The sequence below is a fragment of the Thermacetogenium phaeum DSM 12270 genome, assembly GCF_000305935.1.
In the GTDB taxonomy this organism is placed as follows: Bacteria; Bacillota; DSM-12270; order Thermacetogeniales; family Thermacetogeniaceae; genus Thermacetogenium; species Thermacetogenium phaeum.
In genome coordinates this window covers 1,391,584-1,415,000 of record NC_018870.1, presented here as the reverse complement: position 1 = coordinate 1,415,000, position 23,417 = coordinate 1,391,584, and the positions used below count along the sequence as shown (strand labels likewise).

At 50.5% G+C, this 23,417-nt stretch carries 19 protein-coding genes, 2 rRNA genes and 1 pseudogene (1 of these 22 running past the window's edge); all 22 read left to right on the top strand.

Annotated elements, in window-relative coordinates:
• Positions 1-422: ribosomal RNA gene (locus TPH_RS06980) — 23S ribosomal RNA — on the top strand; it begins 2,696 nt to the left of the window's first position.
• 82 nt (positions 423-504) lie between these two features.
• A 5S ribosomal RNA gene (rrf, locus tag TPH_RS06975) occupies positions 505-676 on the top strand.
• A gap of 247 nt (positions 677-923) precedes the next feature.
• On the top strand, positions 924-1,520 hold the full coding sequence (locus TPH_RS06970; RefSeq protein WP_015050488.1) for a hypothetical protein: 597 nt from the start codon (positions 924-926) through the stop codon (positions 1,518-1,520).
• A 62-nt stretch (positions 1,521-1,582) separates the two neighbouring features.
• Positions 1,583-2,971 carry a tRNA (N6-isopentenyl adenosine(37)-C2)-methylthiotransferase MiaB gene (miaB, locus tag TPH_RS06965; protein WP_037999024.1) on the top strand — a complete coding sequence of 463 codons (1,389 nt, stop codon included), beginning with the start codon at positions 1,583-1,585 and terminating at the stop codon, positions 2,969-2,971.
• 29 nt (positions 2,972-3,000) lie between these two features.
• On the top strand, positions 3,001-3,372 hold the full coding sequence (locus TPH_RS06960) for a YlbF family regulator (protein ID WP_015050486.1): 372 nt from the start codon (positions 3,001-3,003) through the stop codon (positions 3,370-3,372).
• 19 nt (positions 3,373-3,391) lie between these two features.
• On the top strand, positions 3,392-6,037 hold the full coding sequence (gene mutS, locus TPH_RS06955; protein ID WP_015050485.1) for a DNA mismatch repair protein MutS: 2,646 nt from the start codon (positions 3,392-3,394) through the stop codon (positions 6,035-6,037).
• 27 nt (positions 6,038-6,064) lie between these two features.
• Positions 6,065-7,744, top strand: a complete 1,680-nt coding sequence (locus TPH_RS06950; protein ID WP_015050484.1) for a hydantoinase/oxoprolinase family protein — start codon at positions 6,065-6,067, stop codon at positions 7,742-7,744.
• Between the two features lies 1 nt (position 7,745).
• Positions 7,746-9,098 (top strand): histone deacetylase family protein, encoded by a 1,353-nt coding sequence (locus tag TPH_RS06945; protein ID WP_015050483.1) that lies wholly within the window; start codon positions 7,746-7,748, stop codon positions 9,096-9,098.
• A gap of 24 nt (positions 9,099-9,122) precedes the next feature.
• Positions 9,123-10,850, top strand: a complete 1,728-nt coding sequence (gene mutL, locus TPH_RS06940) for a DNA mismatch repair endonuclease MutL (protein WP_015050482.1) — start codon at positions 9,123-9,125, stop codon at positions 10,848-10,850.
• 17 nt (positions 10,851-10,867) lie between these two features.
• Positions 10,868-11,812 (top strand): tRNA (adenosine(37)-N6)-dimethylallyltransferase MiaA, encoded by a 945-nt coding sequence (gene miaA, locus TPH_RS06935; protein WP_015050481.1) that lies wholly within the window; start codon positions 10,868-10,870, stop codon positions 11,810-11,812.
• 37 nt (positions 11,813-11,849) lie between these two features.
• Entirely contained in the window at positions 11,850-12,122 is a 273-nt protein-coding gene (gene hfq, locus TPH_RS06930) for an RNA chaperone Hfq (protein ID WP_015050480.1), read from the top strand.
• A gap of 84 nt (positions 12,123-12,206) precedes the next feature.
• Positions 12,207-13,439, top strand: coding sequence for an IS256 family transposase (locus TPH_RS06925; protein ID WP_014162180.1), 1,233 nt, complete (start codon positions 12,207-12,209; stop codon positions 13,437-13,439).
• A gap of 108 nt (positions 13,440-13,547) precedes the next feature.
• Positions 13,548-14,534 carry an ABC transporter substrate-binding protein gene (locus tag TPH_RS06920; RefSeq protein WP_015050479.1) on the top strand — a complete coding sequence of 329 codons (987 nt, stop codon included), beginning with the start codon at positions 13,548-13,550 and terminating at the stop codon, positions 14,532-14,534.
• A 13-nt stretch (positions 14,535-14,547) separates the two neighbouring features.
• Positions 14,548-15,309, top strand: a complete 762-nt coding sequence (locus TPH_RS06915; protein ID WP_236608833.1) for an ABC transporter ATP-binding protein — start codon at positions 14,548-14,550, stop codon at positions 15,307-15,309.
• Positions 15,296-16,054, top strand: coding sequence for an ABC transporter permease (locus tag TPH_RS06910; protein WP_015050477.1), 759 nt, complete (start codon positions 15,296-15,298; stop codon positions 16,052-16,054). Before TPH_RS06915 ends, TPH_RS06910 begins: the two co-directional genes overlap by 14 nt.
• 46 nt (positions 16,055-16,100) lie before the next feature.
• Positions 16,101-17,039, top strand: coding sequence for an AAA family ATPase (locus TPH_RS06905; protein WP_015050476.1), 939 nt, complete (start codon positions 16,101-16,103; stop codon positions 17,037-17,039).
• 21 nt (positions 17,040-17,060) lie between these two features.
• Positions 17,061-18,347, top strand: a pseudogene (locus tag TPH_RS06900) (methionine gamma-lyase family protein).
• Between the two features lie 197 nt (positions 18,348-18,544).
• The gene (locus TPH_RS06895) at positions 18,545-19,528 is read left to right on the top strand and encodes a beta-ketoacyl-ACP synthase III (RefSeq protein ID WP_015050473.1); all 984 of its coding nucleotides are present in this window, start codon (positions 18,545-18,547) and stop codon (positions 19,526-19,528) included.
• 8 nt (positions 19,529-19,536) lie between these two features.
• Positions 19,537-20,487, top strand: coding sequence for an enoyl-[acyl-carrier-protein] reductase FabK (gene fabK, locus TPH_RS06890; RefSeq protein ID WP_028990992.1), 951 nt, complete (start codon positions 19,537-19,539; stop codon positions 20,485-20,487).
• Positions 20,475-21,410: an ACP S-malonyltransferase gene (fabD, locus tag TPH_RS06885; protein ID WP_015050471.1), complete on the top strand. Its 936-nt coding sequence runs from the start codon at positions 20,475-20,477 to the stop codon at positions 21,408-21,410. Before fabK ends, fabD begins: the two co-directional genes overlap by 13 nt.
• Positions 21,407-22,138 carry a 3-oxoacyl-[acyl-carrier-protein] reductase gene (fabG, locus tag TPH_RS06880; protein WP_015050470.1) on the top strand — a complete coding sequence of 244 codons (732 nt, stop codon included), beginning with the start codon at positions 21,407-21,409 and terminating at the stop codon, positions 22,136-22,138. The genes fabD and fabG overlap by 4 nt, the downstream gene beginning before the upstream one ends.
• 30 nt (positions 22,139-22,168) lie before the next feature.
• A complete protein-coding gene (gene fabF, locus TPH_RS06875; RefSeq protein WP_015050469.1) occupies positions 22,169-23,413 on the top strand; it encodes a beta-ketoacyl-ACP synthase II in 1,245 nt (414 codons plus the stop codon).
• Positions 23,414-23,417: the final 4 nt, after the last annotated feature.

The window sequence follows — 23,417 nt, the reverse complement described above, 5'->3', positions numbered from 1 at the left end:
GTTCGGTCCCTATCCGTCGCAGGCGCAGGAAACTTGAGGGGAGCTGTCCCTAGTACGAGAGGACCGGGATGGACAGACCGCTGGTGTACCAGCTGTTCCGCCAGGGGCACCGCTGGGTAGCCAAGTCTGGAACGGATAAGCGCTGAAAGCATCTAAGTGCGAAGCCGACCCCGAGATAAGGTTTCCCACCCGGCGCTCAACTTAACCGATCGAAGAGTGAGAAAGAGGCGGCAGACTAAGGAGCAGGAGTGAAGAAAAGGACGGGACAGCGGAAGGGACAGACATCATCCTCCATCTCACCTGGTCGGTGAAGCTGAGTGTCGGGGTAAGGCCTCTGGGAGATGACCAGGTAGATAGGCCGGGAGTGTAAGAGGGGTAACCCTTTAAGCTGACCGGTACTAATAGGCCGAGGGCTTGCAAAAGGGCGCCGCCAGCCGCCTCTGCCTGGTAAAAGGCTTTTGAAAGGCGAGGGAAGTATTTCGAGAAAGCGGTTGCAAGGAGAATCCTGGTGGCAATAGCGGAGGGGAAACACCCGTATGTTTCCGTAAGCCACACCCCTTTGAACCAATTTGGGTCGGAGGGGCTGTGTTTACGGAAACCCATTCCGAACACGGCAGTTAAGCCCTCCAGCGCCGATGGTACTGGGTTTTCCCGGGAGAGTAGGTCGCTGCCAGGAAGTTATTTTGAGGGAGCACCATAATGGTGCTCCCTCTTCGCGTCTGACGGCATTACTGCTGATAGGTTGAAAGAAACCTTCTTGTAAGCCGCCCCACTATTATCACCTCAGGGGCCGGAACGGTCAGGAGTGGCGGAGCGAACAGCACGCAGGAACGCCCAGGAAACCGGCTATAGGATCACATCGTATAGCAGGAATTACTCACCCTTAAGCGAAAGCCTTTTAAAAAAACTTGGAGTGGATAAAATTGCAGGAAAAGATATTGGTCATTCCCAGGACAGCATTGGGAAAAAAACGATTTTTTCAAGGATTTTTGAGAGATGAAAATGCCGCTTTCTTGAAACACATCCTAAACGAAAGCTTCTTCACCGGTAGAGATCAGGCAGAGTACGACAGAAGATATAAACAGCTCATTAATTATATCGTCGTGCGACACCGCGATCGCATCTTTATCTACCAAAGAATAAAGGAAACAAAGGAAAAAAGGCTTCTTAACAAATACTCATTCGGTTTAGGTGGACATATTAATCCTGCTCCTCTAAATGACTTTCGAGAACTCATCAATTTCAACTTTAAGAGAGAACTGCGAGAAGAGATCTTCTTCAAAGGTCATTACTCTTATCGCTATCTGGGCCTGTTGAATGATGAAAATACTGATGTGGGACGATATCACATCGGGATCGTCTTTTTTGTATCCTGTTCATCCCAGCTAATCACTGTTAGAGAAAAGAATAAGCTGTCCGGGGGACTGATTCCTGCAGAACGGCTGGATTTCTACAGACCTCTGTTGGAAACCTGGTCCGCCCTGCTTCTTCCAGAAATCACCTGTCTTCTCAAACAGTGAATGGTGTTGCAAATGTAAGGCAAATTGCGACGGCTATTTTTTGGTATAATAAACGGAAAGGAGTGAAACCCTTGCAGCAAAAAGATGCGAAGCTTTTTTTCATAGCCACATGGGGCTGCCAGATGAATTCACATGACTCAGAAATCATGCGGGCCATTCTCGAGAAGAACGGCTATCAATGGACCGAACGACAGGAAGAAGCGGACATTTTTATTCTCAACACCTGTTCGGTAAGGAGACATGCCGAGCAAAGGGCAATCGGTTTTCTGGGAAACCTGAAGAATCTAAAGGAAAGAAATCCAGAACTGATTATTGCCGTCGGCGGTTGTGCTCCCCAAAATCCTGAGGTAAGGGAGTACCTGGAGAAGAAGGCGCCGCACGTCGATATCATTTTTGGAACCCGCAATTATCATCGGCTTCCTGAATTTTTGAATAGGGTGATGGTGAAAAGATCCAGAGTTATTGCTCTAGACGGAGAAGATGAAGATCTTCCCGGTCTGCTACCGGCACATCATACAAGCACTGTTAAGGCATATGTAACCATCATGTACGGATGCAACAACTTTTGTTCCTACTGTATTGTCCCTTATACCCGGGGAAGGGAGAAGAGCCGTCCTCTGGAGGAGATTTATCAGGAGGTACAGGAACTGGCAGCAAAAGGGTACAAAGAAGTAATGCTTCTCGGCCAAAATGTAAATTCATACGGAAAGGATCTGCCGGGTGCAATTAATTTCGCAAAACTATTGGCTCACCTCGATAAAATACCGGGACTGGCCAGGATCCGCTACATGACCTCCCACCCCAGGGACTTCGACGATGAGCTGATTGAGACAATTGCCGCTACCCGAAAGGTATGCGAGCATTTTCACCTTCCTCTCCAGGCGGGGAGCAATAGAATTCTGCAATTGATGAACAGAGGCTATACAAGAGAAAAATACATCCAGTTGACAGATAAAATTAAAAACAAAATTCCTGGAGCGAGCATCACAACAGATATCATTGTGGGTTTTCCGGGAGAAACGGAAGATGATTTTTTAGATACGCTTGATCTGGTGCAAACTGTGCGTTTTGATGCTGCCTATACTTTTATGTATTCGCCCCGCCGGGGAACACCGGCAGCGGAGATGGAGAATCAGGTACCTTCTGAGATTAAGAAAGACCGTCTTAACCGGCTCGTTGATGTGCAGAACAGGATCACCCTTGAAAAAAACAAACTCCTGGAAGACCACGTCGTCGAAGTGCTGGTAGAGGGAAGAAGTAAAAACAATCCGGAGCGCTGGAGCGGCAGAACGAGGACCAATAAAATAGTGGTCTTTGAAGGGGAAGAAAATGAAGATTTAACTGGCCAGATAGTAGAGATTGTCATCTCCTGTGCCCAAACATGGACTCTCTTCGGGACTCTAAAAACTGTATCTGCGAAAAAGGAATCTTCTTCCCAGTCTCGAATCTAACTTATAGAAACTATGGGAGGTGGATCTTAGTGTCTGTTATCGAGAAAGCTCAGGAGTTGGGGTATGCTCTCCGGGACACGGAAGAAGCAACTATTTTACAGGCGGCGGAGATCAATCTGGAACGGGATCTGGAATCACGAAATTTGATCAGTGAATTTCAGCAGCGATTCGAAATGATCAAAAAAGCACAGGATGCCGGAGAAGAAGTCAGCGATGAAGAATGGGAGTCCTTCAATCAACTCCAGCAAAAAGTGAAGGAAAACAAAAATATTCAGGCCTATTTTGCAGCTCAGAAACGCTTCCAGTCACTGCTGCAACAGGTAAATACCATTATCAACAAGATCCTGAGAGGGGAATCCTGTTCTTCCGGTTGCTCCGGCGATTGCTCAGGCTGCATGTAATCTGTCGAGGTGTGGGAAAGTGGGCAATACAACACCCTTAATGAATCAGTATCAATCGATCAAAAATAAATACCCTGATTGCCTGCTTTTCTTCCGCCTGGGGGATTTCTATGAGCTGTTCGGAGAGGATGCCATCAAGGCATCCAAAGAACTGGAAATAGTTCTTACCAGCCGCGGCGTTTCCAAAGATAAAAAAGTGCCCATGTGCGGCGTGCCTTATCATGCGGTAGATGGTTACCTCAAGCGCCTACTGGAAAAAGGCTATAAAATAGCCATCTGTGAACAGCTGGAAGAAGCAAAGCCGGGAAAAGGAATCGTTAAGAGAGATGTCGTTCGGGTGATTACCCCTGGAACAGTTCTCGAACCGGCTTATCTCGAGCAGGGAGAAAACAATTATATTATTTCCCTATACCGGAAAAAAGAAAGCATAGGTTGTGCCTGGAGTGATATCAGTACGGGGAAATTTCAGATGACCCAGTTTTCCGAAACAGCAGCGGCTGAATATCTGCGCGACCTCCTCAGCCGTTTACAACCGGCGGAATGCATCATTCGCAGCGACCAGGCAGCGTTTTTCGAACCATTGATGGAGGACTACTGGGAAAGCAAGGGCTTGAACATAACCAGGTTGAATAAGGAAATTAACGGTCAGGTCGCTTGGGAGCTTGTCACCAGGCAGTTTGGGCAGGAGAATCTGATCGGCATCGACCGTGATGCCTTCGAAACGGGGCTGGTTTCGGCAGCAAACCTTCTTTCTTACATTATGGAAACCCAGAAAACGAGCACCCTCCCTTTTAAGGACCTGTCGGTATACACGCCCAAGAGTTGCATGTATATCGACGCCATGACCAGAAGAAATATGGAGCTTTTTAGAACTCTCCGGGATGGAAAAAGGGAGGGCAGCCTCTTTTGGGCATTGGATCGTACCTTAACCGGTATGGGAACGCGACTGTTACGATACTGGTTAGAGTCCCCCTTGCTGGATATCGAGGAGATTGAGGCAAGGCAGGAAGCTGTCGAAGAACTCGCAGGCAGCTTTTTTTTACGCAATGAGCTGCAAGAATGTCTGAAAAAGATCTATGATCTAGAACGGATCATCAGCCGGGTCGACTGGCAGCTGGCCGGCCCCAGGGATCTGTTGGGTCTGGCCAAATCTTTACAGGTAATACCCGATCTTAAAGAAATTTTGGGCCAGGCGAAGAGCAAAATGCTTCGAGAAGCTGGAGTAGAACTGGACCCCGTGGCCGACATCAAGGAAATGCTATTCTCCGCCCTGATAGATGATCCGCCAGCTAATCTGAAAAACGGTGGTATCATCAGAACGGGTTATCACCCCGAAGTTGATAAACTGCGGAATATGATCGCCGAAGGTGAAGACTGGATCCGCAAGCTGGAGGCAAGAGAGCGCGTTCGCACCGGCATCAAGTCTTTGAAAATAGATTACAACAAGGTCTTCGGTTACTATATTGAGGTGACAAAACCCAACCTGCACCTCGTCCCCGGTGATTATATCAGAAAGCAGACGCTAACTCAGGCTGAACGGTTTATCACCACGGAACTCAAGGAGCAGGAGGCGCTCTTTCTCGGTGCTACAGAGCGCCTACAGGACCTGGAATATCAAATCTTTCTAGATATCCGCCGTCAGGTAGGTGAAGCCTCCGAGAAGATCCGCAGAAACGCCGGAATCATTGCCCGTATCGACTGCCTGGTGTCATTTGCGGAAACGGCCGCGCGCTACCATTATACAAAGCCAAAAATCAACAATTCTGGAGTTATCAGAATTAAAAACGGTCGCCATCCGGTCTTGGAGCAACTCCTTCCGGAAGGCAGTTTCGTACCCAACGATCTGGAAATCGGCGAGGATGCCGACCGAATTCTGATCTTAACCGGCCCCAACATGGCCGGGAAGTCAACGTATATGCGGCAGATGGCCCTGATTGTTCTGATGGCCCAGTGCGGGTCACTCGTTCCTGCCGATGAGGCCGAAATCGGCATCGTCGATCGTGTCTTCGTGCGCGCCGGAGCATTTGATGATTTGGGAAAAGGGCAGAGCACCTTTATGATGGAGATGAACGAGGTTTCTTATATCGTCCATCATGCCACAGAGAGGAGTTTCATTGTGCTCGATGAGATCGGGCGCGGTACAGGCACCTTCGACGGTATCGGTATCGCCTGGGCGATCATAGAATACATCCATGATAAGATCGGGGCGCGGACAATCTTTGCGACCCACTACCACCAGCTGACACAACTGGCGGATATATTGCATGGGGTTGCCAATTGCTCCGTCGCCGTTCAAGAGGAGGGACAGAATATCGTTTTCCTGCATAAGGTGGTGCCCGGCGGTACAGATAAAAGCTACGGCATCCAGGTTGCCCGTCTGGCCCACCTTCCTGAGGAACTGGTCCAGCGCGCCCAGGAGGTTGCCGCCTCTATGGAGGGCGGGAGCGGTAATAAATCGGGCAAAAGGACAGAGGACGTAAGATCCGCACCGGTTCAACTGGTGCTCTTCGACGAGAGAAGTGCCATCCTTAAAGAACTACAAAACCTCAATCTAGTCCAAATGACACCATTGGAGGCGTTGAACACCCTTTCCAACTGGCAGCAACGGCTTGCTCAGACGAAAGAAACCGGCCACTTCAGAAAAAGAGGTCGCAGAGAACAATAAATAAGTTTTACAGGCGGGTGATCACAATTGCTTATCGGTCTGGATGTAGGCGGCACCTATACGGATGCTGTTCTACTTGAAGGAAGAGAAATAATCAAAAAAGTTAAAACTCCAACCGACTATGAGAAGCTGTTGAACTCTCTCCTGGCCGCTCTTGATCCCTTGCTTGAAGAAGCAAAAGGGAGGGCTATCGAGCGCATTGTCCTGAGTACTACCTTGATAACCAATTTAATCGCCACCAGGAGGATCGAACCGGTCGCCCTGGTGTTGATCCCGGGGCCAGGCCTCAATCCAGATACGTTCGACTATCAGGTTCCCCTTACCATTTCACTATCCGGAGCAATCGATTATCGTGGAAGAGAGATCGAACCCCTGAACGAACAGGAGCTTAAAGAGTGCATGGAAAAGATCAAGGATTCGGGGGTACGACGTATTGCCGTAGTAGGCAAATTTTCTCAACGCAATAATAAACATGAACAAAAAGTCGCTACTTACCTGCAGGAACATATTCCGGACCTGGAGGTCATCATGGGACACCAGGTTACAGGACGGCTCAACTATCCCCGGCGTGTTTACACTACACTCCTGACATTGGCCACCCAAAGGCGCTTTCGGGAGTTTTATTCCGAAGTGCAGGAACTGTTGCATCGGAGAGGGATTAAAGCCCCCCTTTACATCTTAAAGGCTGACGGAGGGACGCTGCCCTTAGAGCAGTCGGCAGCTAAACCGGTTGAAACCATCTTTTCCGGACCGGCAGCCAGTACAATGGGTGTACTCGCCCTTACGCCCAGAAAACAGACATCGGTAGTAATTGATATCGGCGGTACGACAACAGACCTGGCTTTGATTCTCACAGGAACTCCGCTCCTGGCTTCCAAGGGAGCGCGGATCGACGATCAACTGACACATGTCCGAGCCTTTGCAACGAAATCGGTGGCCGTCGGAGGGGACAGCTGCCTTCGGGTGCGAAACGGAAGCCTGGAGATCCTGCCTTACCGGGAGGGGCCTGCCTACTGCCTTGGCGGCCCTCAGCCGACTCCGACCGATGCCATGAGGGTAGCAGGGCTGACGGACATCGGAGATAAGGACAAGGCCATTGACGCCATGAAGATCCTCGGGAAGGACCTGGGTCTTTCGGTCAACCGGACTGCGGAGTTAACTTTAAAGATGATGGTCAGGCGTATCACAGCGGAGATCAATTCGATGTTTTTGGCCTGGGAACAGGAGCCGGCATACCGGATCTGGGAACTGCGGCAGAAAAGAAAGGTGCGTCCCCAGAACCTGGTAGGAATAGGTGCCGCCTCTCCGGCGCTGATTCCTCTTTTAAGCAAAGAAATGGATTGCCGCCCCGTGATTCCACAGCATGCAGAAGTGGCCAATGCGATTGGAGCCGCGCTGGCAAGGGTAAACCTCCGCTTGACTTTCCACTTCGATACAGAGAGAAATTTCTATTTCATTGAAGAAAACGGGGTTCAAGAAAGAATTCCGGAGCCGCTGCATTCCCTGCAGGACGCCGAAAAATTTGCGCTGGGCAGGCTCAAAGAGGAGGGTAAAAAATTGGGCATCATTACAGATGACGAACCGGAAATCATCTACAGTGAATTGTTTAACATGGTGCGCGGATGGAGAACCACAGGGCGCCTGATCGATGTTTGCGTTCAGTTTCCAACAGGTGTCCTCGTTGAGTGGGAAGAAGGAGGGAATTGAAGTGTCACGGAAAACGGGCCTTGTTTTTTTCCCTGCTTTTGATTGGGCGATAACCCCCACCCATCCCGAACGGGAGGAAAGGTTGCTCTACACCAGGGACCAACTCTTTGAAGAGGGGGTCATGGACCTTCCTGAAATCGTAGAGTATAAACCGCGGAATGCTGACTACAAGGATATAGCCAGGGTTCATTTCTGCGTTCCCGATATATCTGCGCAGATAACCGAGGCGCATTTGATCGCCGCCGGAGGCACTTTGGTTCTAGCGGACGCCTTCATGAACAAAGAGATCGACAACGGTTTTGCGCTGGTCAGGCCTCCGGGACATCACTCCATGCGCGTTGTGCACGGCAACAGGGGGTTCTGCAACATTCACAATGAGGCCATTATGATCGAGTACCTCCGTAAGAACTATGGCCTGCAAAAGATCGCCATCGTCGACACAGATGTCCACCACGGGGACGGAACCCAGGACATCTACTACCACGACCCCGATGTGCTCTTTATATCTTTTCATCAAGATGGGCGTACCCTTTACCCCGGTTCAGGGTTCTGCAATGAGCTGGGAGGCCCTACTGCTTATGGAACAACCATCAACATACCTTTACTGCCGAACACCACCGACGAGGGAATCCACTATGTTTTGGATCAGCTGGTTCTTCCACTCCTCGAAGAGTTTCAGCCCGACATCATTATCAACTCCGCCGGCCAGGATAACCATTACACAGATCCTCTGGCAAACATGCGCTTTACAGCGCGGGGATATGCCCGGTTAAACGAAAAGCTCAAACCTGACCTGGCAGTGCTCGAAGGAGGTTATGCCATAGAATCTGCCTTGCCTTATGTAAACATGGGAATTATTCTGGCGATGGCCGGGATTGATTACTCCTGGGTGCGGGAACCGGACTACCGCCCGGAAAATTTCCGAGAAACTCCTGAACATATGGCTTATCTCAAAGGTTTGGTCGAACACCTACAGGATGCCTGGCACAACCGGGAGGAAATGGCTGCTGCCGGCTTTCCCTGGGATGAAGAGTTTTTTGAGAGCAGCAGGATGATCTACTACGACACGGACAATATCAGAGAACAGCAGCAGGAAAAGATCCGGTTGTGCAAAAGATGTCCCGGGTATCAAGTCATCCGGTCGCGCGGATTGTACCCCAGCGGCCGCATCCGTACAATCCAGGCGATTGTTCTGCATCGACGGGCCTGCCCTTCCTGCCAGGAAGAGGCTCGGGAGCTATATCGAGAAAGGATAGCGGATCCAGAGGGTCTGGATATCATTTATCTACAAGATAAACCACAGGACCGCTACCACCAGTTTACCGTCTCCGGAGAATCCGAGTTGCAGTATTAGTTTAGATTCGGCAAGGTGAGATCTGTGGGAATAATCAAGCTTCTGGCGCCGGAGGTGGTCAATCAGATCGCCGCCGGTGAGGTTGTTGAAAGGCCGGTATCGGTTGTCAAAGAACTCCTGGAAAATGCCATCGATGCCGCGGCCACACAGATAACTGTTGTAATTGAAGATGCAGGCTTAAAGGAAATCAGAGTTATCGATAACGGTATGGGAATGACCGGTGAAGATGCCGAACTAGCCATCGCCAGGCATGCTACAAGTAAAATCAGAAACGCTGGGGACCTCGACCGGGTGGCAACTCTGGGTTTTCGCGGAGAAGCGCTGGCGGCCATTGCCTCCGTTTCTCGCCTTACCCTGATCACGAGAACAGCGGAGATGATAGCAGGCACCAGGATTGTGGTTGAAGGTGGGGAGAAAAAACAGGTAACTTCCATCGGATGCCCTCATGGCACCCAGGTCATAGTTCGTGACCTGTTCTTCAACAGTCCGCCACGCCGCAAGTTCTTAAAAAGCATCCAAGCTGAAAAAGCTGCAGTAGCAGATCTGCTCAGCCGTTTTGCCCTCGGCTACCCGGAGATCGCTTTGAATTTTTACTCCGGAAAAAGACTTTCCCTGGCAACTCCGGGACAGGCAGAACCGATTGAGATAGCCTGTATTCTCTACGGAAAAGAAGCAAAAGATAATTTCTTGGAGATATTTTATGAAGGGGAAGGGGTTCGGATTCGGGGTATTGTCTCTAAGCCGCAATTTACCCGAGCCAGCCGCCACTATCAAACCTTCTTCGTCAACAGGCGCCTTGTTCGCAACTATCATCTCAGTCGCGCCCTCGAGAGTGCGTATGAGGGGCTGGTTACCAGCGGCCACTATCCATGTGTCGCCATATACCTGGATCTGGAACCGAAGACGATTGATGTCAACGTTCATCCTACCAAAAGCGATATTCGCTTTGCCGACCCGGCCCTGGTTGCCAGGGCGCTGTATAGAGCGGTAAGGAACACCCTGGCTAATTATCAAACACAGCGTCGGTTGTCGCATCAGCTCCTTGTAGAACATAAAAATCACAGCAGTGTACATTCCTTACCTGGTAACGGTTTTAACAACTGGCGGAATGAAAGTGCTGTTTGTGAAAGTGCTCCCCTTTTTTATAAGCCGGAGTCTGAATGCCGGCAGCCGTTCTTTCGGGAAATGCGGCTGATCGGGCAGGCTCAGGGGTTGTATATCATCGCTGAAAAGGGCGATAACATTTTCATTATCGACCAACACGCGGCGCACGAAAGGATTCGCTATGAAGAGATCATGAAGAACATGGAGCGCAAAGAGTATTTTGCCCAAAAGTTGAGCGTTCCCCAGGAGGTGAGGCTAAGTCCGGAGGAGAGAATTATCTACCTGGACAACAAAGACCTCTTGAAAGGCGTCGGCTATGAGTTGAAAGAAGCCGGTACTAGCAGTTTTCTAATCATATCTGTCCCGCCCGGTTTAAACGATGATCCCGGGCAGCTCTTCAGGGAAATGCTTGAGGTATTACGGCAAGAACGGGGCATCCGGGAGAACCCCATGAAGTTTTACGAGAAGGTGGCGATGATGTCTGCCTGTAAAAGCGCTGTCAAAGCAGGAGATATTTTAACTACTGGAGAGATGCGCGCCATACTCCAACAATTGGATGATACTGCAAACCCGGATAACTGCCCCCACGGGAGGCCTACTTATATCAGATTAGCAAAAAGCGAACTGGACAAGAGATTTTTCCGTTGACTTGGAGATGGATATAGATGTCCACACCTCTCATTGTAATAGCCGGGCCAACGGCGGTGGGTAAATCGAAAATTGCAGTCGAGCTCGCTCTTCGATTAAACGGGGAGATAATATCTGCCGACTCGGTGCAGTTATACAAGTATTTTCGGATCGGTACTGCCAAGCTGACACCGGAAGAGCAAAGGGGTGTACCTCACCATCTTCTTGACATATTAGAGCCAGATGATAATTTTTCTGTAGCCGATTTTCAGAAGCTGGCGCGTCAAAAGATCGAGGATATCCACGGCAGAGGAAAGCTCCCCTTTCTGGTGGGAGGCACTGGTCTATACATCCAGGCAGTTATCGATCCTTATCATTTTCCCGAAATGAAGGGGCAGGAAGAAATACGCCGAAAATTGCGGACAATATGGGAGGAGGGGAAAGGTACTGAACTGTACAGGAGGCTTCAAGAGGTCGACCCTGCTGCTGCTGCTCGAATCCACCCCAATGATTTTCGTCGCATTTCCCGAGCCCTTGAAGTCTTCTACCTGACCGGAAAACCGATATCGAGTTACGCCCAGAAAAAAAACACCACCACCTCTTACCATTTGGCGATGGTGGGTTTGATCAGCAGCCGTGCGGAGCTCTACAAAAGGATTGAAAAAAGGGTCGATCAAATGTTTGCTCAAGGTCTGGTCCAGGAGGTGCAGTCGTTGCTGGCCAAGGGTTATGACCCGAGGCTAAAGCCGTTTCAATCTCTGGGCTATAAACAGGTTGTCAAATATTTAAGCGGAGTATACGATCTGAACACAGCTATTCAAGAGACCAAAAAGGCGACCAGGAATTATGCGAAAAGGCAGTTGACTTGGTTCCGCAGAGATCCACGCATCCGCTGGTTTTCGCTTCAGGGTGCGGACTACCAGAAAGTAGTCAAGAGAATAGAAGATTACATATGCAGGAGAATTCGAGTTCATGTAGAATAGCTTGTGGTAAAGAATAGAAAATGGAGGCAATTTCAAAATGGGCAAACAACAGATTATCTTGCAGGACTTCTTCTTGAATCAGATTCGTAAAGAAGGAATTCCTGTGACTATTTACCTGATCAACGGATTTCAACTAAAGGGGACACTTCGAGGCTTCGATAATTTCACCGTTATCCTGGAGAGTGAAGGAAAGCAGCAAATGGTGTACAAACACGCCATCTCCACGGTAATGCCATTAAAAGCTCTCAATCTTACATTTGATTCCGCCTCCGGTCAGGATAAAGAAGTAGTGTCCATTATGATGGTGTAAAATTGATGGCTTGAAGCAGGAGAGCCACCCCTCCCTCTGGTAGATAAGAAGTGGCTTAATCTTAATCATCAGGAGGGAGAAAAGATGGCTCACTACCAGGTTACCGTAGACTGTGATCTCTTGCAAGGATTATTTATTCGGGATGATGGATTGGCTCGGTTGGTGGAGAACATCGTGAATCAGATACTCGATGCTCAGGCTACCGAACAACTCAGGGCCAAGCCATACGAACGTACCGAAGAGCGGCAGGGGTACCGCAACGGGTATCGGGATAAGCTGCTCAAGTCTCGCGTAGGAGAACTTACGCTTATGGTTCCCCGTCTCCGGAGCGGGCACTTCTCCACGGAGCTTTTCGAGCGGTACCAGCGGAGCGAGCAGGCGCTCTTGCTGGCCATGGTCGAGATGGTCGTGAACGGCGTATCCACCAGGAAGGTAAGGGCGGTTGTTGATGAACTATGCGGCACGGAGTTCTCCAAATCCACCGTATCCAGCCTGTGCAAAAGACTGGACGACATCGTAAAGGAGTGGAACGAGCGAGATTTGAGCAGCCAGGAATACCCATTTCTCCTGGTAGATGCCATTGTCATCCGGGTGCGTAAAGGCGGCCGGGTACGGCTTTCAAGCGTACTTCTCGCTACAGGGATCAACCGGGAGGGATACCGGGAGATTTTAGGGCTTATGCTCGGGGATAGCGAATCAGAGGCTGCTTGGTCGGAGTTCTTCGGCCGGCTCAAGGAGCGCGGTCTCAAGGGAGTGGACTTGGTTGTTTCGGATGATCACAAGGGCTTGATCAATGCGATAGAAACCCACTTCCAAGGAGCGACATGGCAGCGGTGCCAGACCCACTTTATCCGGAACATCCTGGACGCCTGTCCTAAGAGCCTCCAGGGCGACCTGCACGGGCGACTGCGGTTGATCTTCGACGCGCCGGATATGGAGACGGCCAGGCGGTTGCTGAACGAAACGATAGAGGCCTTTGGCGCCCGGGCGCCAAAGGCGGTAGAGCGACTTGAAGCTGGTTTCGAGGACGCAATGGCGGTGATGGCACTACCAGGGCGCTACCGGAAGCGGCTGCGCACCACCAATGGAGTCGAGCGGCTCAACCAGGAGATCCGCCGGCGGGAGCGGGTGATCCGAATCTTCCCTAACGAGGAGTCGGCTGTGAGACTGATCGGAGCAGTGCTTGTAGAGATCGACGAGGTGTGGACCACAGGAAAGCGCTACTTTGATATGGCAGAGTATTGGGAGTGGAAGGCTAACACAGAAAAACAGCAGAAGGAGGTGAATAATGCCGATACCCAGGTAAATGTAGCTTAAAACGGGGTGATCTTATCTGCCAGAGGGAATTTACACACAAATTTGGACTTGACCGATAAAGATAAATAAACTTAAATTTTTTAATGAAAGGGTGAGGGGGGAGAACGATTGAAACTGCAGAGAATGGCGATAACCTTACTGTTGCTAGGGGCAGCAGTAATTTTTCTAATTTGCGGCTGTGCCGATGGCTCCCGCACGGAGCCACCGAGTGGGAATACAGAACAAACCCTAAAGGTAGGAATCCTCCCCAATGAGGAGATATTGCCGGTATATGTGGCCGAACAGGAGGGGATCTTTGAGAAACTGGGGCTGCAAGTTGAATTAATTAATTTTCAAAGTGCAGCCGAAAGGGATGCTGCCCTTCAGGCGGGTGCGGTCGATGGGGTAGAAGGAGATCTTCTGGCGGTTGCGCTCATCCGCCAGGGAGGCACGCCAGTAAAGGCAGTTTCCCTGGTAATGGGGGCAACGCCCGCGGAGGGCCGTTTTACCCTGCTCGCTGCACCCGGGTCAGCAATAGAGGTCAAGGACCTTAAAGGCAAGCAAATTGCAATATCCCAAAATACCATAATTGAATACGTGGCCGACCAGATGCTGCTGGCCAATGGGATAGATCCGAAGGATGTTAAGAAGGTCAATGTTGCCAAAATGCCTCTACGGATGGAAATGCTGCTTCAGAACCGGGTAGCAGCAGCGGTGCTACCCGATCCCCTGGCATCTTACGCCGAATTGAAAGGTTCTAGAGTGCTGATAGACGATACGAAAATGGAGGACAACATCTCGCAGTCAGTTTTCTTTTTCCGGGATGAGGTCATCAAAACAAAAAAGGATGCCATTAACAAGTTTTTGCGCGCCTATGCGGAAGGAGCCCGAAAAGTAACAGAAAACCCGGAACGCTATCGCGACCTTTTCAACGAAAAGGTGCAGATACCGGTAGAACTCCAAAAATCTTATCCGGTTCCGACATTTTCTCCGCTGCAGCTGCCATCCCGTGAGGACACCCAACGCGTAATTGACTGGCTGAAAGCCAAGGAGTTGTTGAAAGAGCCGTTCAGTTATGAGGATCTGGTAACCGATGAAGCAATTAAAGCTGAATAGATAAGAAGGGGCAATGATGCTTTCTTTTAACCATGTATCTCTAACTTACACCAATGGCAAAACAGAGGTACACGCCCTTGATGACATCAACCTTAAAATCGAAAAAGGAAAAAGATATGCAGTAATCGGGCCTTCGGGATGTGGAAAGACATCCCTTCTCTTTCTTATGGCCGGTTTGCTTAGCCCGACTGAGGGAGAAATCCTTCTCTACGGGAAGCAGTTGGACGGCCCTTACCGTGGCATGGCTCTGATTCTCCAGGAATACGGGCTGCTTCCCTGGAAAACGGTATGGGAGAACGCAGCCCTCGGACTAGCCCTCCGCAAAGTTCCGCAAACCGAGGTCAACTGTATTCTGGAACCGGTCTTTAAAGAACTTGATTTGACGGAGTGCCTTAACCGATATCCGAGCCAGTTGAGCGGGGGCCAAAAGCAGCGGGTAGCCCTGGCACGTGCACTGGCGCTACAGCCGGAGATTCTCCTCATGGATGAGCCCCTTTCAGCACTCGATGCCTTGACGCGAGAAAACCTTCAAAAGTTAATCCTCGAAATCATCATCAAGCATAAGATTACCTGTGTCTTGGTGACTCACAGCATTGAAGAAGCTGTATTCCTCGGGCAGGAGATCATCATTCTTTCGGCGCGCCCGGGGCACATCCGCACTGTTGTGTCCAATCCGGCCCAGGGAAGCGAAGGCTTTCGCCACGATTTGCGTTTTCATGAAAAGTGCACCGAGATTCGCTCTTTGCTGGAGGCCCCTTGCAATGACCGGCAATAATCGGAGTAACAAAAAATACTTGAATTATTTCTTTGCTGTGCTAGTTCTTCTGCTGGGCTGGGAAATTTTCGCCTTGTTGCTGCGTAATCCCGCGTTGCCGCGCCCGCTTCCAGCTCTGATTACCTTTATTCACGTTTTTCCAGAAGGACTCTGGAGGCACTTTCTGATCAGCACCTATCGGGTTCTGGTGAGCCTTCTCTTGGGACTGGCTATAGCCGTTCCCCTGGGGCTCTATATCGGGAGAAATTCCAAACTTGATCAATGGTTGGCGCCACAGTTATATCTGCTCTATCCGATTCCCAAAATAGCCCTGCTCCCGGTTGTATTTGCGATCTTTAAAATCGGCGATCTCTCCAAGATCATCCTGATTGTCCTGATCATCTTTTTTCAAATATTGGTGACCAGCAGGGATGCCGCCAAAAAAATTCCTGCCAACACCATTCTCTCTGTATTGTCCCTGGGGGCTACGACAAAGGATGTCTACCGCCACGTGATCATTCCGGGCTGTCTACCGGAAATCTTTACAGCAGTTCGCATCAGCCTGGGGACGGCAATAAGTGTTCTCTTTTTCGCGGAATCCTTTGCTACCCTGGAAGGTCTCGGTTACTTCATCTTCGACGCATGGAGTAGGGTCAATTACCCGGAGATGTTTGCGGGGATCATCGCCATCAGTCTGCAAGGCTTTATCCTTTTCCTGCTGGTGGATCTTATCCAGCGGTTCGTTTGCCCCTGGTTATACGTCTGAACACTTTCTCGCCGCTTACCGCGTATAATGTCAAAGGGAGACAAGAATGACCAGAGGTGAAAGCTGGGTGAATTTTAAGTTCCAGTTAGGAAAAGGGGGAGGAACTCTTCAGCCCCAGTCTTTTCGAACTGGCTCTAATCTGAAAAACAGACAGCCGTTGAACCAAAGTGACACCAATCAATTAAAACCGGAGCTGATCTTACAGGAACTGCATGGATTAATCGGCCTCACCGAGGTGAAAAAACTTGTTTCCGAAATATCAGCCTATGTGCAAATCCAAAAACGGAGAGAAAGGGCCAGGCTGTGCACTGAGCCTTTAGTATTGCACATGATCTTTAAAGGAAATCCGGGTACGGGGAAAACCACTGTTGCCAGGATTATGGGCAAGCTGTTCCGTTCTATGGGAGTCCTTTCTCGCGGTCACCTCGTGGAAGTGGAAAGGGCCGACCTGGTAGGGGAGTACATCGGGCACACTGCTCATAAAACCAGGGAACAGATCAAAAGAGCTCTGGGGGGGATTCTTTTTATTGACGAAGCTTACTCTCTTGCCCGTGGAGGTGAGAAAGACTTCGGTAAGGAGAGCATCGATGTACTGGTTAAGGCTATGGAGGACCAGAAAGAAAACCTGGTGCTTATCCTTGCAGGCTACAAGCGGGAAATGGAATGGTTCCTGCGCAGCAACCCGGGGCTTTACTCCCGCTTTCCCATCCATATCGTTTTCCCCGACTATACGGTGGAGGAACTACTCCAGATAGGAACTTTAATGCTCCGAAAAAGGCAATACCGGTTGCATCCTGAGGCAGAAACGGTTTTAAGGGAAATCCTTATTGAGAAGACTGGTAAGAGAAATGAAAATGAAGGGAATGCTCGCCTTGTTCGCAACATTATCGAACGGGCGATCCGCAGGCAAGCCGTAAGGCTTGTTAAAAAGGCGCACCTGACAAGGGAAGAATTGATGACTATTCGTCCTGAAGATTTTCAGTAATCATAGTAGGGTGAATTAACAATGCCGTGTTTCAGGGAATATTTACAACAACACTTTCAAATTGATCCCAGGCTGTATGAACTGGCAATACAGGCTGAGCAAGAGGCCGGCAGGGAATTTGAACATGTTGCTGGTATTACAAAATTCAATCAGATGCGCGTTCTCGAGGCCTACCGGGAAGCAGGAATCAGCGAGTACCACCTGCGGGACGGGACCGGCTATGGTTACGGAGATCCAGGCAGGGAGGGTCTGGATGAAGTCTATGCACTGACCTTTAGGGCGGAGGCCGCCCTGGTGCGCGCTCAAATAATGTCGGGAACCCATGCCATCTCTCTGGCCCTGACATCAATTTTAAGACCCGGTGATGAACTTCTTTCCGCCACCGGCCGTCCCTACGATACCCTGGCCAAAATCATCGGAATTGACCGGGAAACCCAACGCTCTTTGAGGGGACAGGGGATAGTTTACAAAGAAGCCCCACTAACCGAAGAGGGGCTACCCAACTACCAGAAAATACAGGAACTGCTGACGGACAAAACGAAACTCGTCCTGATCCAGCGGTCACGGGGTTACAGCTGGCGACCTGCTCTCTCCGTCGGGGAAATCGGAGCGCTCATCCGATTTATTAAGGGAATCAGAGAAAATATCATCTGTTTTGTCGACAATTGCTATGGAGAATTTGTAGAGGAAAGAGAACCGACATAGGAAGGAGCCGATTTTATAGCCGGCTCCCTTATTAAAAACCCAGGTGGAGGGATTTCCCCTTCAGGCGGATATTTAGTAGGAAATAAGAAGCTCATCACTGCAGCCGCGGACAGGCTGACCGCCCCCGGACTGGGCAAGGATATCGGTACCAATCTCGGGCTAGGGCGTCTTTTCTACCAAGGTTTTTTTCTAGCCCCCCAGGTGGTAGGAGAGGCGCTGAAAGGAGCAATTTTTGCCGCCCACTTCTTCAGCCTACTAGGATTTGAAACATCACCCGCACCCGGTGCCGCCCGGTCCGACATAGTTCAAGCCATCAAACTCAATGACCCTCAAATGGTAAAAGCCTTTTGCCTTGGGATCCAGAAAGCATCTCCTGTAGATTCCCGAGCGACTCCCGTCGCAAGCCTCCTGCCCGGTTACCAGGACGAAGTGATTATGGCAGCGGGCACTTTTGTTCAGGGTGCATCCATCGAATTATCTGCGGATGCCCCTATGCGGCCACCCTATATCATTTTTCTCCAGGGAGGCTTGTCTTACGCCCACACTTTCATAGGGGTCCTGCAAGCTGCTCAGGAGATGCTCAATGCGGGGATGGTTCTGTAAGATTGCTTCCCTCCGCTGTACTTCCGGCTTTTCTCCTGTGATCAACGAGGTCATCCCATACATGCTCTGGTTTTTGTTTTTATATAACAGGTAGAATATGGTATAATAAGCAGTGCACAGTTTTGTTGACAAATACTCTCGGATAGTGTAATTATATTTCTAACATTCCTGGTGAAGGCAAGTACGGAGGCCCGGCAGTGAAAATACAGATTTTAGGAACCGGTTACGCGCTACCCGACCGCATTCTCTCCAATGCTGACCTGGAAAAAATGGTTGAAACAAGTGATGATTGGATAGTCAGCCGCACAGGGATCAGGGAAAGAAGGATATCCGAAGAAGATATCGCCACATCGGATCTTGCCTATAAAGCCGCAAGCATCGCCCTGAACAACGCCGGGATTACAGCAGAGGATCTGGATCTTATTATTGTGGCTACAATAACCCCTGATATGCCGATGCCGGCCACCGCCTGTTTTTTACAAGATCTGTTGGGGGCTACCGGAGCGGCTGCCTTTGATCTGTCTGCTGCGTGCACTGGATTTATCTATGCAATAACGACTGCAGAGCATTTTTTGCTAGGGAATGATTATCGCTATGCTCTGGTGGTTGGAGCAGAGATTTTATCAAGGGTTACAGACTATACGGATCGCAGCACCTGCATCCTCTTCGGTGACGGAGCTGGGGCAATGGTTCTTGGTAAGGGGGAAGGAGAGAACGGGATCCTGGCAACTTACCTGGGCTCAAATGGAGCGGGAACTTCCCTCCTCTATATTCCCGCAGGTGGTACCCGCCATCCGGCTTCTCAGGAAACCGTCGCCAAACGCATGCACTGTATGCGGATGCAGGGACATGAAATCTTTAAATTCGCCGTCAAAACCATACCCGAGTGTGCATCTCAGGTGCTCAGGCGGGCTTCTCTCAGTATTGACGATGTAGATCACATCGTATTCCATCAGGCCAATCTGAGAATCATGAAGGCGGCGGCCGCAAAAATGAAGGTACCTTGGGAAAGAGTGCTGGTCAATATCGAAAAATGCGGCAACATATCCGCCGCTTCCATTCCTGTAGTCGTTGCGGAAGCGGTGGAACAGGGGAAAATCCAATCCGGAGATCTGGTGCTCATGGTAGGATTCGGTGCGGGGTTGACTATGGGCGCAGCTTTGGTGCGCTGGGGCAGGTGATTGATCTAATGATTACAACGAGATTGACTAAACTGCTGGGGATAAAATACCCGCTCTTCCAGGGAGGAATGGCCTGGATAGCTACAGGAAAGCTGGCAGGGGCTGTTTCTGCAGCAGGCGGCCTGGGGATCATCGGAGCTGGTTCCGCTGATGCCGGATGGCTGCAAAAGGAAATCGAAGCCGTGCGGGCGGTGACGAACAGGCCCTTCGGCGTTAACTTGATGCTTCTCTCGCCCCATATCGAGAAGATCATCGAGGTCGTCATTAAGGAAAAAGTTCCCGTAGTGACCACCGGTGCCGGGAACCCCGGAAAGTACATGACCCTGCTGAAAGAAGCGGGCTGCAAGGTCATTCCTGTGGTCGCCTCCGTTGCCCTGGCCCGTCGCCTCTCTCGCCAGGGGGCAGATGCCGTTATTGCTGAGGGGATGGAAGCCGGGGGGCATATCGGAGAGATAACAACCATGTGTCTGGTACCCATGATCGTCGATGCTGTGGATGTCCCCGTAATTGCTGCCGGAGGAATTGCTGACGGGCGAGGCGCTGCTGCTGCCTTCGCTTTGGGGGCGGAGGGAGTGCAGATGGGAACGCGATTCATCTGTGCCGAGGAATGCCCTGCCCACCCCGATTATCAAGAGAAGATTATTCAAGCCAGAGACCGGGATACAGTGGTCTGCGGAACCTCCACCGGACACCCGGTCAGGGTGATTCAGAACCGTTTTTCCCGAATGTACCTGGCCAAAGAGAAGGAAGGGTGGAGTTCTGAAGAACTAGACAGGCTGGCGGTAGGGAAATACCCGGCAGCAGCTCTTCATGGTGCAGTCGAGGACGGCTCTCTTCTGGCCGGCCAGATTGCAGGGATGGTCAATAAAAGGGAGCCGGCTGCGGCCATCGTTGAGGAGGTCATGACCGAAGCTGAGCAAATTCTCAAGAGGTTAGGGTGTGAGCTATGCTCAGATTAGCCTTTGTCTTTCCTGGACAGGGTGCACAATTTGTGGGAATGGGTAAAGACCTGGCAGAAGAGTTTAACGAGGTGCGTAAGGTTTACGATCTGGCAGATGAGGTAATGGGATTCCCTCTCAGCAAGATCTGTTTCGAGGGCCCCCCGGAGGTGCTGAACAAAACAGAAATAACCCAGCCTGCTGTTCTGACGACCAGTATTGCCATTTACGAGTTGTTGCGTGACCACGGCATTAACCCGGTTATGGCCGCCGGCCTAAGCCTGGGAGAATACAGCGCCTTGGTATCAAGTGGGGTTCTCCGTTTTGAAGACGCCTTGAGAATTGTAAGCAGGCGCGGGCGGATCATGCAGGAAGCCGTTCCTGAGGGGAAGGGAATGATGGCGGCAGTTCTGGGTTTAGATAACGCCACAATAGAAAGGACCTGTCAGGAAGCGGCCTGCAAAGGCATCGTGAATATAGCTAACTATAACTGTCCGGGTCAGATCGTAATCTCCGGTGAGCGGGAGGCGGTATTAGAAGCAATAAAGTTGTTAAAGGATAAGGGAGCAAAAGCGGTACCCCTTGCCGTCAGCGTACCCTCACATTCCAGATTGATGGAAGGGGCTGCCGCCGCCTTGCGAAAGGAGCTGAATGGTATCAACTGGTCTTCACCGGCTTTTCCGGTCATCAGCAATACTGAAGCTCGGGAGATACAGCCGTCCGACTTGCCGGAAATACTGGTAAAACAGATCTACAGCCCAATTAAGTGGGAACAGTCGGTCATCTTGATGGCCGATAAGATTGACTTCTTTTTAGAGGTCGGCCCTGGGAAAGTGCTATCCGGCCTGATCAAAAAAACTGCCCGCAGCAAACCGGTGGGCAATGTTGGGGATACAGCTTCTTTTAAGAGAACACTGGCGCAATTGAAGGAGGCAGAGCAATGAAGGACGAAGTGGCCCTTGTTACCGGAAGTGCTAGGGGAATCGGCCGGGCGATTGCCCTCCGCCTAGCCCGGGAGGGGTATAAAGTGGTAATATCTGATATGGTGGCCGATGAGTCCTGTGAAGTTGTTGAGGAAATCCGCACACAAGGCGGCACCGCCATTGCAGTAGAATGTGATGTCACAGTTTCCGAAATGGTTAAAGAGATGATCGATCATATCCTAGACACCTATGGTAGGCTGGATGTTTTGGTCAACAATGCAGGAATCGCCAAAGACAACTTGCTCCTCCGTATTTCCAACGATGAATGGGAACAAACGATAAATACGAATTTGACAGGTACCTTCTTGTGCACGCGGGCAGCCATCCGGCCGATGATGAAACAGAGGCATGGGCATATTATCAACATCTCTTCTGTGGTAGGGCTACAGGGTAATGTCGGCCAGGCCCACTATGCAGCATCAAAAGCAGGTATTATCGGTTTTACTCTCTCCGTCGCCAAAGAGTACGGGTCCCGCGGAATAACGGCTAATGTAGTTGCCCCCGGTTACATCGAAACCCCTATGACGGCTAACATCCTCAGTGAAAGAAGAAAAGAGATCGTAGGACGAATTCCTTTAGGAAGGCCGGGAACACCTGAGGATATCGCAGGTGTAGTAGCTTTTCTCGCCTCTCCTGATGCCGATTATGTCAACGGCCAGGTCATTGTAGTTGATGGAGGCATGCGTTAACACTTCTTTAGAGAAAGGCGGGTTTAAGGATTGGGCAAGAGGAAAGTCGTTGTTACAGGCCTGGGAGTTATCTGCCCGCTGGGTAATGACATTAACACTTTCTGGAATAATTTGATCAGGGGAAAAAGCGGAGTAAGCTACATTGAAGAGTTTGATGTCTCTGATTACCCTACAAAAATTGCAGCAAAGGTGCGGAACTTTGACCCGCTCGATTACTTGGACCACAAAGAAGCACGTCGAATGGACAGGTTTATGCTTTTTGCCTGTGCAGCTGCCCGCCAGGCTCTGGAGGATGCCGAGCTGGTAATCGACTATCGGAATGCCGGTCGCGTCGGTGTTTGGGTGGGTTCCGGCATCGGCGGATTGGCAACCTGCGAAAAGCAGCATGTTAACCTCCTGAAAAAAGGAGCAGGGAGTGTCAGCCCATTTTTAATCCCCATGATGATTCCCAATATGGCGGCAGGGCAGATATCAATTTTATGCGGAGCCAAAGGCCCCAACGGCTGTTCGGTTACCGCCTGTGCAACGGGAACCCACTCCATCGGGGATGCCTTCAGGTTGATCCAGCGTGGAGATGCCGACGTCATGATCACCGGGGGAGCAGAAGCCTGTATTACCCCGCTGGCCGTTGCCGGCTTCTGCGCTATGAAGGCATTGTCAACGCGCAACAGCGATCCCCACAGGGCAAGCCGACCGTTCGATGCCGGGAGGGATGGCTTTGTTATGGGGGAAGGGGCGGGAATTGTGGTTCTCGAAGAAATAAATCACGCCCTGAATCGTGGGGCAAAAATATACGCCGAAGTAGCAGGGTACGGCGCTACCGGTGATGCCTATCATATTGTCCAGCCCGACCCGGAGGGTGAAGGAGCAGCCCGCGCCTTCACAATGGCTCTTGAGGATGCAGGGGTCAGCCCTGAGGAAGTGGATTATATTAATGCTCATGGTACAAGCACAGTGATCAATGACGCCATGGAAACAAAAGCCATTAAAAGAGCGTTGAAAGATCATGCCTACCGCGTTTCCGTTAGTTCTATCAAGAGCATGACCGGTCATATGCTCGGAGCTGCAGGTGCAGTTGAATTTATCGCTACAACTCTATCATGTCAAAACAACCTGATACCTCCGACGATCAATTATGACGACCCCGATCCTGAATGTGACCTCGATTATGTACCAAACACCTCCCAGGAAAAAGAGGTCAATGTAGCCATAACCGATTCTCTGGGATTCGGAGGTCATAACGCAGCGCTGGTTGTCAAAAAATTTCACGGGTAAGGTG